This is a genomic window from Streptomyces sp. DG2A-72 (genome assembly GCF_030499575.1).
Lineage (GTDB): Bacteria > Actinomycetota > Actinomycetes > Streptomycetales > Streptomycetaceae > Streptomyces.
In genome coordinates this window covers 1869065-1882493 of the sequence record NZ_JASTLC010000001.1, presented here as the reverse complement: position 1 = coordinate 1882493, position 13429 = coordinate 1869065, and the positions used below count along the sequence as shown (strand labels likewise).

Annotated in this window: 11 protein-coding genes; all 11 read left to right on the top strand. The window is 71.6% G+C overall.

Annotated features, from left to right (window positions below):
- Positions 1-17: 17 nt before the first annotated feature.
- From QQY66_RS09045 to QQY66_RS08995, 11 genes are read left to right on the top strand one after another with little or no spacing between them, the layout of a single operon-like run.
- Entirely contained in the window at positions 18-800 is a 783-nt protein-coding gene (locus QQY66_RS09045) for a hypothetical protein (RefSeq protein ID WP_301978596.1), read from the top strand.
- A complete protein-coding gene (locus QQY66_RS09040) occupies positions 797-1483 on the top strand; it encodes a hypothetical protein (RefSeq protein WP_301978595.1) in 687 nt (228 codons plus the stop codon). The genes QQY66_RS09045 and QQY66_RS09040 overlap by 4 nt, the downstream gene beginning before the upstream one ends.
- Positions 1484-1490: 7 nt before the next feature.
- The gene (locus tag QQY66_RS09035; RefSeq protein WP_301978594.1) at positions 1491-1865 is read left to right on the top strand and encodes a hypothetical protein; all 375 of its coding nucleotides are present in this window, start codon (positions 1491-1493) and stop codon (positions 1863-1865) included.
- A gap of 43 nt (positions 1866-1908) precedes the next feature.
- Positions 1909-3000 carry a hypothetical protein gene (locus QQY66_RS09030; RefSeq protein ID WP_301987238.1) on the top strand — a complete coding sequence of 364 codons (1092 nt, stop codon included), beginning with the start codon at positions 1909-1911 and terminating at the stop codon, positions 2998-3000.
- A gap of 46 nt (positions 3001-3046) precedes the next feature.
- Positions 3047-3364, top strand: coding sequence for a phage baseplate assembly protein V (locus QQY66_RS09025; RefSeq protein ID WP_301978593.1), 318 nt, complete (start codon positions 3047-3049; stop codon positions 3362-3364).
- 11 nt (positions 3365-3375) lie between these two features.
- Positions 3376-3579, top strand: coding sequence for a hypothetical protein (locus QQY66_RS09020; RefSeq protein ID WP_301978591.1), 204 nt, complete (start codon positions 3376-3378; stop codon positions 3577-3579).
- Between the two features lie 19 nt (positions 3580-3598).
- Positions 3599-3943: a hypothetical protein gene (locus QQY66_RS09015; protein WP_301978590.1), complete on the top strand. Its 345-nt coding sequence runs from the start codon at positions 3599-3601 to the stop codon at positions 3941-3943.
- Positions 3940-4326, top strand: coding sequence for a GPW/gp25 family protein (locus QQY66_RS09010; RefSeq protein WP_301978589.1), 387 nt, complete (start codon positions 3940-3942; stop codon positions 4324-4326). Before QQY66_RS09015 ends, QQY66_RS09010 begins: the two co-directional genes overlap by 4 nt.
- A complete protein-coding gene (locus QQY66_RS09005; RefSeq protein WP_301978588.1) occupies positions 4323-7421 on the top strand; it encodes a putative baseplate assembly protein in 3099 nt (1032 codons plus the stop codon). Before QQY66_RS09010 ends, QQY66_RS09005 begins: the two co-directional genes overlap by 4 nt.
- Positions 7418-11203, top strand: coding sequence for a putative baseplate assembly protein (locus QQY66_RS09000; RefSeq protein ID WP_301978587.1), 3786 nt, complete (start codon positions 7418-7420; stop codon positions 11201-11203). The genes QQY66_RS09005 and QQY66_RS09000 overlap by 4 nt, the downstream gene beginning before the upstream one ends.
- Complete coding sequence (locus QQY66_RS08995) at positions 11203-13359, top strand: hypothetical protein (protein WP_301978586.1); 2157 nt, start codon at positions 11203-11205, stop codon at positions 13357-13359. Before QQY66_RS09000 ends, QQY66_RS08995 begins: the two co-directional genes overlap by 1 nt.
- The last annotated feature ends 70 nt before the right edge of the window (positions 13360-13429 follow it).

Here is a 13429-nt window from a genome sequence, read left to right as displayed (position 1 = left end):
CTGAAAGGAGGACAGAGATGAGCCGGTTCGGAACGTACCACTGGCAGGGTGTGAAGCTCGGCGACCCCGCTCTCGACGCCGCACGGTCCGAGCTCGCGAGCCCATCCGACGAGGATGCGGCCCTGCGCGCCTTCGTCGACCTCCTGCGGAGCGGAGTCACGGCAGCCGTGGGGATCGCTCTCGACCACTACCACTATGCGATTTCCATGGAGCGGCACGGCTTCGGAAATGTGCTCAGGGACTTCGACCAGGAGGTTTTGCAGCGCGCGCGACAGATCCTTCGGGATGCGCCTTCTGCCGCTTCGGAAACGGGCGCTTCGATGAAGGGCAGGGATTCCGCGAGCGCACTCCTCATCATGATCAACAGGGCAGAGGTGGAAGACAGCGAGTCGATCGCCCGTGTACTTGACGCGCCGCCGAACTACGACGCCGAATCGGCGGCGTTCAGGTCGGCAGGAAGAATCCTCCAGCTGTCGGCCGGCGTGGACGAGCGGCTGGTGACCGCACTGACCCGAGTGGTTTTCGACGACGGCAGGGACGTCGATGACCGTCTCGAAGCATTGCAGGCACTCTCCAAGAGCTCGTCCCCGCAGGCTCTCGCCGATTTCCGACGGGCCCTGGAACTGAACGATCTCGAACTGCAGGCAACTGCGGCACGCGCACTCGCCAAGCACGATCTGGTGTCCCATCGAAGTCTCATCGAGGCAAAGGCCGCCACGTGGCCAGAGGACGCCCCTTATCCGGCCTCTGACGTGAGAGACATCCTGGCCGAAAGCGACGACTCCTCGGAGGACGAGTGACGCGCTACGCAGACATCCCCAAACCCATCCGCTCCGGCCTGGTCGTAGTAGACCCCGACACCGGCTCCCCCCAGCGCATCATCGTCCTGCAGTTCAACCCCGACACCCTGGAGCGCTCGCTCGCGCCGCAGGCCGCCGGGGGCCAGGGCGGCGAAGGCGGCGGGACCGGCAGTGGTGACCGGAATGAGGCGCTCCGCCTGAAGGGCCCCGCCGAAGAGACCTGGAAGTTCACCGCCGAGATCGACGCCACCGATCAACTCGAGATCGCCGCGCCCGACGGCATACACCCCCAGCTCGCCACGCTCGAGATGCTCGTGCACCCCACCACCGCCCAACTGCGCGAAGCGGCCAAGCAGACGCAGAAGGGAACCATCGAGATCACGCCGATCGAGATGCCGTTGACCCTGTTCACGTGGGGGAGCAAGCGCGTGCTCCCGGTCCGGCTGACCGAGCTGTCGATCAATGAGTCCGCCTTCGACGTCAATCTCAATCCGATCAGGGCGAGCCTGAGTATCGGGCTGAAGGTGCTGAGCGTCAGCGACCTGCCGGCCGGGCACCGCGGTGCCGATCTGTACATGGCGCATCTCGCGCAGAAGGAGCGGCTCGCCGCCTCCGCCCGTGGCGGCAGCCTCGGTGCGCTCGGGCTGAGCGGGCGCGGCGCCGTCACCTTGGGAAGGGGCTGACACCGACATGGCCGGTAGCGACGGCATCCAGCCGTACGAGAGCGCTCTGGACGCGATACCCGGGGCCCACCCCTACCCCCGCTCCAGCCGGTATCACGACGCCGAGATCGGCGTGCACGTCACCGAGGACGGCACCGAAGTGCGGTACACCAAGCGCCGGCTGCTGCCCCCGCTCGATGCGCAGGAGACCGAGGAGCACACGGTCCGCGCGGGTGAGCGGCCGGATCTGCTCGGGCAGCGGTACTTCGGTGACCCGGGGCAGTGGTGGCAGATCGCGGACGCCAATCCGGCGCTCGATCCACGCGAGTTGACCGACGAGGCCGGCCGGGTCGTGGACGTACCGCTGCCCGGTGGCTTCCCGCAGGGAGGCCGGCGTGCCTGAGGAAGTGCCCGTCGGGGCCGGGCCCGTCCACATGACCCTGCACATGGGCCCCAAGCTCACCCGGCCCGTGCCCGCCGAGGTCATGGAGGCCCTGCTCTCCGCGCAGATCACCGTCACGGCGGGGGAGCGCAGCGGGTTCCAGATGGCCTTCGATCTCAGCAAACGCGGGCTCATTCAAAGGAACCTGCTGCCCGAGGGATTCTTCGATCCCAAGACTCGGGTGATCGTCTCCGTCAGTGTGCGTGGGACTCCTCAGGTGCTCTTCGACGGGGTCATCGTGCGGCAGGAAGTCGGGGCCAGCAACCAGCCGGGGCAGACCACCCTCACCGTCACCGGTGAGGACCTGACCCTGCTCATGGACCTGGAGGAGCGGACCGACCGTTACCCCAATCTCGCCCCTTCCCGCCGCGTCCACGCCATCCTCGGCCGCTACCGCGACTACGGCATCCAGCCCGACGTCAAGGACGAGCAGATCCTGCAACCCCCGCACGAGCAACTGCGGGTCCACTACCAGAGCAGCACCGATCTGCAGTACGTGAACGAGCTGGCACAGGGGAACGGGTACGCCTTCTATCTGGAGCCGGGGCCCACGCCCGGACAGTCCTCCGCCTACTGGGGACCCGAGGTACGGCTCGGCACCCGGCAGCACGCCCTCAACGTCAACATGGGCCCCAATTCGACCGTCGATCAGCTGACGTTCGCGTACGACGGGACCGCCCGCGAGGAGCCCCAGGCGCGCTGGCAGGATCCGGCGAACCGGCAGACGACGCTGCTCGGCCAGCCCTCGATCAGCCCGCTGCGGCCGCCGCTCGGCCGTCGGCCCACCCCCGCGCTGAAGCGCAGGACCCTGACCGGCACAGCCAAGCAGCAGATCCAGCAGGCACAGGCCGAACTCCTGGCCCGGGCCGCCACCTCCGCCGACGTCATCACCGGCTCCGGCTCCCTGGACGTCACCCGGCACGGCTATCTGCTGCACCCGCGCAGCCTTGTCGGGGTCCGTGGCTCCGGGGCGATGTACGACGGCGACTACTACGTCAAGTCCGTGACGCACACGCTCCGCCCGGGCTCGTTCACCCAGAACTTCACGCTCTCCAGGGAAGGCCTCGTCGCGCGCGGCGACACAGTACGGCCGTGACGGTGGCGCACACCCCGAAGAATCCTAGAAACAGGAGCAGTCCAGCATGGCGGCAGCGAACAACCGGTACATGGGCAAGTTCCGGGGCCGGGTGATCGACAACAACGATCCCCTGGGCATCGGACGGATCACCGTCCAGGTCCCCGATGTGCTCGGCGACGAGCCCTCCACCTGGGCGCTGCCCTGCCTGCCGTTCACCGGCGAGCAAGCGGGGCAGTTCGTGGTGCCGCCGAAGGACGCCGGCGTGTGGGTCGAGTTCGAGCAGGGCGACCCCAGCTTCCCGATCTGGACGGGCTGCTGGTGGGGCGAGCGCACCGAGCTTCCCCCGACGCGCAACGGGAGTTGGCGCGGCCGTCGGCCCTGAAGCCGGTCGTCGTGCAGACCCAACTCGCGCACAAGATCGTGATGAACGACGTGACGGGACCCGACGAGGGGATTCTGCTGCAGGCCAAGGGGGGCGCGTACATCCGGATCACCGAGGAGGCGATCGTCATCGCCTCGGGTCCGGCCCGCATCACCCTCAAGGACGGCAGGGTCACCGTCAACGAGGGCCAGTTGACCGTGGATTCGAAGCGTTAGGAACGGGGGAACGAGGATCGTGTCCGGGACTTCCGGGAACCTGCTCGGCGCCGACGCCGTGATCAGTTGCCCGCACGGGGGACGTGCCACAGCGGCACATGCGCCGTCTGCGGCGGTGCTGATCGGCGGCCGGGCGGTAGCCACCACAGCCGACACCTACACCGTCGTCGGCTGCACCCACACCGTGAACGGCCTACCGCATCCGTGCGTGTCCGTACGGTTCACGGCCTCCGCGAGCGGTGTCACCCTCGCGGGCGCCCCGGCACTGCTCGACAGCTCCGCGGGCCAGTGCTTCAGCGCGGCCCTGGTGCCACAGGGGCCGCCCGTCGTCACCGGCTCCCAGCGGAAGGTGTCCGTCCGATGAGCCCACGCACCCACCCCCGCAGCGACATTGCCTTCCCCTTCCGCCCCGACCGTCGGGGCCGCACCGCGCATGCCCGGCACGGGGACCATGTCCACGACCTGATCGAGCAGTTGCTGTTCACCAGCCCCGGGGAGCGCGTGATGCGCCCCGACTTCGGGTGCGGGCTGCTGGATCTGGTGTTCGCGCCGGCCAGCCCCGAGCTGATCAGCACCCTCGAACTCTCCGTCCAGGCATCCCTCCAGCGCTGGCTGGGCGACCTCATCGACGTGGAGGCCCTCGACGTGGTCAGCGAGGACCACGTCGTCCGCGTGAACCTGTCGTACGCCCTGCGCTCCGACGGGACCCGCCGCGACGACGTCTTCGAAGGGAGGGCCACCGCATGACGCACACGACAACTCCCCGGCGGGCCAAGGTCAGAGCCGCCCAGCTCAACGGAGTCGACGCCGTCGAGGTCAGCGACGACGGGCTGCTGCTCACCGTCACCTTCCTCGGCAAGGCCCCGCACGGCATCGGCCCGGAGAACGTCCGCATCGACGGCGGCCGCCGGATCACCGGGATCACCGCCGTCGACGTCAGCGTCGAACGCGAGGAGGACCCCGAGCTCGACGACCGGCTCTACGTCACCCTCGACCGGGCCGGCGACACCTCCCGCTACCGGTTCGCCCTCGTGGAGACGGACCCGTACGGCCGCCCGGGCACGGAGCCGTACCGCGGCTTCGACCAGCGCTACCACAGCGCGGCCTTCTCCTTCCGGCCCGACTGCCCAACTCCCTTCGACTGCAAGGAAGACGGCGACGAGACCCCGGACTTCCCGGACGCCCCCGTCGTCGACTACACGGCCCGCGACTACGACACCATCCGCAAGCTCCTCCTCGACCGGCTCGCCCTCACCACCCCCGACTGGGTCGAGCGCAACCCCGCCGACCTCGGCATGACCCTCGTCGAGCTGCTCGCGTACACCGGCGACCAGATCAGCTACCAGCAGGACGCGGTCGCCACCGAGGCCTATCTCGACACCGCGCGCCGCCGGGTCTCCGTACGCCGCCATGTCCGCCTCATCGACTACGCGATGCACGACGGCTGCACGGCCCGCGCCTACGTCGCCGTGGAGACCGCGGGCGACCACACGCTCGCCCCGGGCACCTACCGCTTCGCCTCCGTCGACGTCCGCACCCTCGACCCGCACGACCGGCCCGAGCCCGGCACGGTCATCGGCGAGGCCGACCTCGGCGACCTCGACGAACGCGGCTCGGTGGAGGTCTTCGAACCGGTCGTCACCGCCGACCCGCTGGAGCTGCGGGTAGCGCACAACGCGATCCGCCTGTGGACCTGGGGCGGCGAGGTGTGCACCCTGCCCAAGGGCGCCACGTCGGCCACGCTCAGGGACGAGTGGCAGGACCCGGAGACCTGCCGGGACCGCCAACTGGACCTGAAACCGGGTGACTTGCTGATCCTGGAGGAAGTGAAGGGCCCGCGCACCGGCACCCCCGGCGACCAGGACCCGGCCCACCGCCAGGCCGTACGCCTCACCTCCGTCACCCCGGCCGTCGACCGCATCGAGGACCAGCCGGTCCTGGAGGTCACCTGGGCCACCGAGGACGCCCTGCGCTTCTCGCTCTGCCTCACCACGCGCGGCGGCCGGGACTGCCTGCCCGTCGAGGACGTGAGCCTCGCCCGCGGCAATGTCGTCCTCGTCGATCACGGCCGCTCCCTGACCGGGCTCCCCGAGACCGTCACCGTGCCCCAGGAGCCCGCCGTGGTCGCCCCCTGCGACCCCCCGGCCTTCGGCTGCCACGACCGCGAGGAGGGCAACGCGCCCGCGCGGCTCATCAACTCCCTCACGGACAAGACGGAAGAGGGCCAGGCGCTCACGCCCGACGACGTCCGCGAACTGTTCGAGGTGGTCGGCGAGGCCACGACCGTACGCGCCGGACTCGGCCTGGAACGGGCGGGGCAGCGGCACGAGCGCGTAGTCCCCGGCACCGCGTACGCCCAGGCCGCCGCCCTGCGCACCCTGCTCGCCCAGTCCGTCTACCCGGGGATCCGGCCCCGCTTCCGGCCCGTCCTGGGCCGTACGCCCGTCACCCAGGCCGTCCCCTTCCCCGACCCGCGGACCGTGTCCGCGGGCCAGGCGGAGCGGATCGCCGCCATCCCCGGGCGGATACGGCAGCGGCTCGTCGAACTGTGGCGCAGCGCCCGGGACCGGGACGGGCTCGGCGACGCGGAGATCGCCGAACTCGCCGTCGTCTACGGCTTGAAGATCCTCGAGCGCCTGGAACTCCGCCTGCATCCGGTCCGGGCCCTGCGGGAACTGCTGTACCGCAGCGACCAGTTGCTCGACGCCAAGCTGCAGCGCGTCGAGGTGCTCGCGGCACGGGCCCGTGCGGGCACGGTCCTCGACGGCCACATCGCCTGGGAGATCGCGCACAGTTGGGGACCGTCGTACGCGGCCGGACTCCACCCCGACGAGCCGGTGCTCCGTGGCTCCGCGACCGCCGGGCTCGCGCAGGATCCGCGCCGCGCGCTGCCCGCCGTACGAGCCCTCGAAGGCGACGACACCGTCTGGGAGCCGCGCCGCGATCTGCTCGACAGTGGCTCCCGCGACCGGCACTTCGTCGGCGAACTGGAGGACGACGGCCGTATCGCGCTGCGCTTCGGCGACGGACGGCACGGGGCCAGGCCGACCCCCGGATCGCGCCTCGCCCTGCACTACCGGCTCGGCGGCGGCACCGCGGGCAACGTCGGCGCGGAGGCCGTCAACCACCTCGTCGTCCAGGACGACTGCGAGCCGCCACCGGCCGCCGTGGTCCGCAACCCGCTGCCCGCCACCGGCGGCACGGAACCCGAACCCGTCGAGCAGGCACGCCAGTTGGCCCCGCTCGACCTGCGCCGCACCCGGCTGCGCGCGGTCACCGCCGAGGACTACGCGGCCCTCGCCTCCGCCCTGCCCGGCGTGCAGCGGGCCGCAGCGGAGATCCGCTGGACCGGCAGCCTCCAGGAGGCACACATCGCGATCGACGCCTACGGCACCGGCGCCCCGCTGGCCACGCTGCTCGCCTCGGTCGAGCAGGCCCTGGAGCCGTACCGGCGCATCGGTCACGACCTCGTGGTCGGCCCGGCCCGGCTGGTCCCGCTCGACATCGTGCTGACCGTGTGTGCCAAGCCCGGTCACCAGCACGGCCAGATCCTGGCCGAGCTGTACCGGGTGCTGGGCAGCGGCCGCAACGGCTTCTTCCACCCCGACGCGCTCAGCTTCGGCGAACCCGTCCGGCTCAGCCGTCTGGTCGCCGTGGCCGCCGCGGTCGCGGGCGTGGAGAGCGTCCGGGTGACCCGGCTGCGGCGGCTGTTCGAACAGGACCGAGGAGAGAGGGAGGACGGCGTGCTGCGGCTCGGCCCGCTGGAGATCGCCACCTGCGACAACGACCCGGACCGGCCGGAGAACGGCCTGCTGGCGATATCCCTGGGAGGTGCCCGATGAGCGACGCGTGCTCCTGCGGCGGCGCATGCGGCGGCCACGACGAGCGCCTAGCCCCCGCCCCGCTCCACAACCCACCCGGCCGCACCGCGCTGGACTACCGCGTCGGCGAGTACGGCTCCTTCCTGGCCGCCCTGCTCGACCGGCTCGCCTCACCCGCGTACCCGGCGCTCGACGGCTTGACCGTCCGCACCCCCGACGACCCGGCGATCGGCCTGCTCGACGCCACCGCCGTCCTGGGCGACCTGCTCACCTTCCACTCGGAGCGGATCGCCGACGAGGCGTATGTCCGTACGGCGAACGAGCACCGGTCGCTGGTGCTGCTCGGGCGGCTCGTCGGCCACCGTCCGCGCCCCGGCGTCGCGGCGGCCACCCACGTCGCCTACACCTTGGAGCGCGACCCGCGCGCCGAGACGCTGCCGGCGGTCATCCCGCGCGGCGCGCGCAGCCACAGCGTGCCGGCGTCCGCCGACGAGCAGTCCCAGACGTTTGAGACCAGCCGTGATCTGGTGGCGCGCTGGGACTGGAACGAGCTGAAGGTACGTCGGCGTCGGCCGTCGCTGGTGACCCCAGCGGATCTGGAGCGCCGGTCGGAGTTGTTCGTCGAGGGCACGGGGAACTCCCTCCGGACCGGAGACCAGTTGCTGTTCGTGTTCGGTGAACGGGCGGGCGGGGAGCGGACGTTGCTGCCGGTCGCCAAGACGCGGGTCGACCGGGACGACGAGATCACCGCGATCTCGCTGCCGAAGTCGGCGCCGCCGACGCTGAAGGAACTTGTGGACGAGGTACGGCGGTGGACCGCTGAGCCTGCCGGGCCGGGCGAGCCCGGTGATGAGCCGCCTACTCCGGAGGTTCCCAATCCGCGTCCGGTCAGTCGGCTGATCGAGGACTTCGAGGATCAGGTTCTTGCGCCGTTGCGGGCGGGTCTGGGTGATGTGAAGACGCCGGAACAGCTCGCGGGGCGGCTTGTTGAGCCGGTTGCGAGGCTTGGTGAGGCGCAGGTTCTGGCTACGCCGTATGAGGACGTGGCGGAGTGGTTTGCTCAGTTGGAGGCGGTGCTCGCGGAACTTGGTGAGCGGGCCTTGGAGTTGGCGCCTGCGCAGACGGTTGAGTCGGGTGGTTTGGCGGGTGCGGCGCCGTCTGGGCTGGTCGCGCCCCGCGGCGGAGCCGCATATCGATACAGCCCCGCGCCCCTTGAGGGCGATTCTCGTGCCGCCGCTCTGAAAGCCCTGAGCGCCGTACTGCCCGCCCTGCGTCCCGCCGCCCCGGCCCACAGCAGTGCCCAACGCCAAGCCGCCGACCCTGCCCGGCTGCTCTCCGCGCTCAACCCCGGTCTCTATCCGGCCTGGCGCACCGCCGCCGTCCACGGCACGCCCCAACTCCTCCGCGACCTCCTCGTCATGCGCGTCACCGCGGCCCCCTTCGGCGCCACGGCTCCGCTCAAGCCGGTGCAGGACGAGCGGGGGCGGGTGATCCGTACGGCGGACTGGCCGCTCACCGGGGCGGCGCTGACCAGCCTGCGCATCGTGTACGACACGGCGGGGAAGGTGCCGGTCCGGGGGGAGTTCCAGTACGTCGAGGGCAGCAGCTCCGATCAGCGTGCCGAGAATTTGCCCGTGCCGCAGTTCGTGAACTTCCCGCTGGGCCCGGGGCAGGTCGAGCTGAGGGTCCGCGCCGGGCAGGACAGGGACCTGAACTGGCTCAACCGCCGGCCCGCCGACTCCCAGGAGCCGGGCGTCACCGTCCGGATGCACTCGGGTCTGCCCGAGCGCACCCTGCATGTGTCGCGTCCCGACAACGACGGCCTCGTTCACGTCGGCATCAACAACGGCACGGCCGAGGAGGTCGCCCTGCGGCCGGGCGGCAGCGAGCAGTTCACCCACGGTGAGTACGAGGTGAGCGTGCGCTACACGGTGGGCACCGCCGAGCCCAACGTCGAGGTGGTCATCGCCAGCAAGCCGCAGCCCATCAACCGCCGTGTACTGCAGCTCGACTCCGTCCACACCGGCATCACGGTCGGCAGCTGGGTCGCCGTCCAGCGCCCCAAGAAGGGCGCCGAGGGCGGCCTCCCCGGCGACGAAAAGCTGTCGTTCGTCACCACCCAGGTGGTCGCCGTCCGCACGGCCGCGTACACCAACTACGGCATCACCGGCCGCGGCACCGAACTCACCCTCGCCGACCCCTGGCTGGACGAGTTCGACGTCCTGCTCTCCCACATCCGCGACACCACCGTGCACGCCGCGGGAGAGCCACTGCGCCTGGCCGACGAGCCCCTCGCCGAGGACGTGTACGGCAACGAGATCGAACTCGCGCAGTTGTACGACGGGTTGCAGCCGGGGCGCACGCTGATCGTCACCGGCGAGCGCACCGACATCCCGGGCGTGGCCGGTGTCACCGCCACCGAGGTCGTCACCATCGCCGCGGCCGACCCGGCCGTGGACCCGCAGTTGCCCGGCGACCACGTCCACACCGCGCTGACCCTCACCGCCGACCTCGCCCACCGCTACCGGCGCGCGACCGTCCGCGTCCTCGGCAACGTCGTCGAGGTCACCCACGGCGAGAGCCGCGAGGAGGCGATCGGCAGCGGCGACTCGGACCGGGTGAACCAGACGTTCGCGCTCTGGCAGACCCCGCTCACCTGGCTCGCCGACGACAACCCCCTCGGCGCCACGCCGGTGCTGGAGATCCGGATCGACGGGGTGCTCTGGCACGAGGTCGACAGCCTCGCCGGACGCGGCCCGAACGAGCGGGTCTACATCACCGGCAGCACCGCGGACGGCCGGACCACCGTCTCCTTCGGCGACGGCATCCACGGCGCCCGCCTGCCCAGCGGCCACGAGAACGTCCGCGCCCGCTACCGCTTCGGCACCGGCAAGGCCGCCAACGTCGCCGCCGACCGCATCACCCAGCCCCTCACCCGGCCGCTCGGCGTCACCGCGGTCACCAACCCCCGCCCCGCGACCGGCGGTTCGGACGCGGACGGGCCCGGCCTGACCCGCCGTACGATCCCCCTCGCGGTCTCGGCCCTGGACCGGCTGGTGTCCACGCCGGACTACGAGGACTTCGCCCGCTCCCGCGCCGGCGTCGGCCGGGCCGCCGCACGGGAACTCTTCGACGGGCGGCGGCGCGTCGTGCACGTGACGGTCGCGGGCACGGACGACGTGCCGCTCGGCGAGGAGACGCTCCAGCCACTGCGGGCCGCCCTCACCGAGTACGGCGACCTGGGCCTGCCGGTCCGCGTCGACGTCCGCGAGCTGGTCCTGCTCGTCGTCGCGGCCAAGGTGAAGGTCGCTCCCGACCACGCCTGGCAGATCGTGGAGCCGCGCCTGCGTCAGGCACTGCTGCGCCGACTCGGCTACGAGGGGCGGGAGTTGGCGCAGCCCGCCCGGCTCTCCGACATCCTGGCCACGGCGCACACCGTGCCCGGCGTCGACTACGTGGACGTCGATGTCTTCACCGGCGTCCCCGCGTCCGCCACCCCGGACCGGCTCGCCGAGCTGCTCACCCGCCCCGGCGCCCCGCGGACGAGCGTGCCGGCGCACCCGGCGACGTACGACGAGACGGTCCACACCGTCCGAGCCGACGACGGCGAGACCCTGAGTGCCATAGCGGCGCGCTACGGCATCCCACTCGCCGAACTCCTGCGCCTCAACCCCGACATCACCGACACCCGGCGCCTGCCGAAGGGCCGGCCGGTGTTCGTCTTCCGCGGTATCCGCCCGGCGCAGCTCGCGCTGCTGTCGCCGAGGGCCGCGGACACCCTGATCCTGACGGAGGTCAAGTGATGGCCGTTAACTCGACGGATGCCCAGTTCGAGACGACGACCGCCCCGGCGACGTCCAGGGAGCCCGACGGGCTGGCCGCGCTGCTGCCCCGCTGGCACCTGCTGCGGGACGCCGAGGAGGGCGAGGCGCTGCGCGCGCTGCTCGCCGTGATCACCGAGCAGCTGGACCGCGTCCGCGACGGTGTCGAGCAGGGCTACGAGGACCTGTTCGTGGAGACCGCGGCGCCCTGGGTGCTGCCGTACCTCGGCGACCTCGTCGGCTACCGCACCCTGCCCGGCTATGAACGCGTCCTCACCACGGGCCTGCACGAGGGCGGACGGGCGGCACTCGCCGAGGCCGTCGCCCCGCGCGCCGACGTGGCCGCGACCGTCGCCAACCGCCGCCGCAAGGGCACCCTCCACCTCCTGGAGGAACTCTCCGAGCAGATCACCGGCTGGCCCGCGCGCGCCGTCGAGCTGTCCCGCATGGTCGCTCACAACCAGCCCGTGAAGCTGTACGGCGGTGCCGAGCGAGCCGTCCGAGGGCGCCTCGTCGACCTGCGGAACTCCTCCGAACTCGCCCTCGCGGGCGGCCCGTTCGCCACATCGGCCCGTACGGTCGACGTCCGCAGCGCCGACTCCCGCCACCGGCAGGGCGGCTGGACCCCGGCCGGCGTGGGGCTGTTCGTGTGGCGGCTCAAGGCATACTCGCTGACGTCGTCCCCGGCGTACTGCATCGACCGCGCCCGCAGCCTCTACACCTTCTCGATCCTCGGCAACGACAGCCCCCTGGTCACCAAGCCCGTCCCGGAGCCGTCGCCCACCCACATCGCCGCGGTCGACAACGTGCCCGCCTTCATCACCCGCCGCATGCTCCACGACCGGCTGGCCGACTACTACGGCCCCGGCAAGAGCTTCGTCGTCCGGCGCGACGGCGAGGACAAGCCCGTACCGCCGCAGGACATCGTCGTGGCCGACCTGTCCGAGTGGCGCTACCGTCCCAAGCGCGGGCAGGTGGCCGTCGACCCGGAGCTGGGCCGGATCGCGTTCGGCGCCCGGTCGGCGCCCCGGCAGGGCGTCTGGGTGGACTACCACTACGCGTTCGGCGCCGACATGGGCGGCGGCGAGTACGAGCGGGACAGGGAGCCGCGCCCCGACGCGGAGACGTACCGGGTCGGCCCCGGACAGCCGTACCGGCAGATCATGGACGCCTACCGGGCCTGGCAGCACGACCGGCGGGCCGACCGGACCGGGCCCGAGGGCATCATCGAGATCACGCACAGCGGCGCCTACCAGGAGCAGCTGGACTTCGACCTCGACCCGGGCGACCGCCTCGAACTGCGGGCCGCCGAAGGCACCCGACCCGTGATCCGGCTGCTCGACTGGTACAGCAACCGCCCGGACGCCCTCAACATCCGTGCCGTGTCCGAGGACTGCGCCCCGCACGAGCGTCCGCGCCTCGTCCTCGACGGGCTCCTCGTCGCCGGCCGCGGCATCAACGTCACCGGCCCGATGGGCGCCGTCGTCGTCCGCCACTGCACGCTGGTGCCGGGCTGGTCGCTGGAGCCGGAGTGCGAGCCGCACTCGCCCGAGGAACCCAGCGTCGTCCTGGAACGCACCACCGCCTGCCTCCAGGTCGAGCACAGCATCCTCGGCACCATCGAGGTCATCGGCGACGAAGTCACGGAGGAACCGCTCGACATCCACCTGCGCGACAGCATCCTCGACGCCACCGGCGACGACCGCGAGGCCCTGTCCGCCCCGGACTGCCGCCACGCCCACGCCGTGCTGCATCTGCACCGGACGACGGTGATCGGCGAAATCCACACGCACGCCGTGGAGATCGTCGAGAACTCCGTCCTCACCGGGAAGCTGCACGTGGCCAGGCGCGGCATCGGCTGCCTGCGGTACTCGGCCGTGCCCGTCGGCTCGCGCACCCCGCGACGTCACCGCTGCACAGCCGTACGGCCGTTGTTCGCCGCCGTGCGCTACGGGACGCCCTGGTACGGCCAGTTGGCCGACCGCGGTCCCGAGGAGATCCGCCGCGGATCCGACGACGGCGCCGAGCTGGGCGCCTTCCACGACCTGTACCGGCCGCAGCGCGAGGACGGTCTGCGCGCGCGGCTGCAGGAGTACACGCCGGCGGGCACGGACGCCGGGATCTTCTTCGTGACATGACCGGGATCTTCTCAGTGACATGAGCAGTGCCGCCGTACGCCCTACCCGCACTTTCCTGAACCAGGGGGAC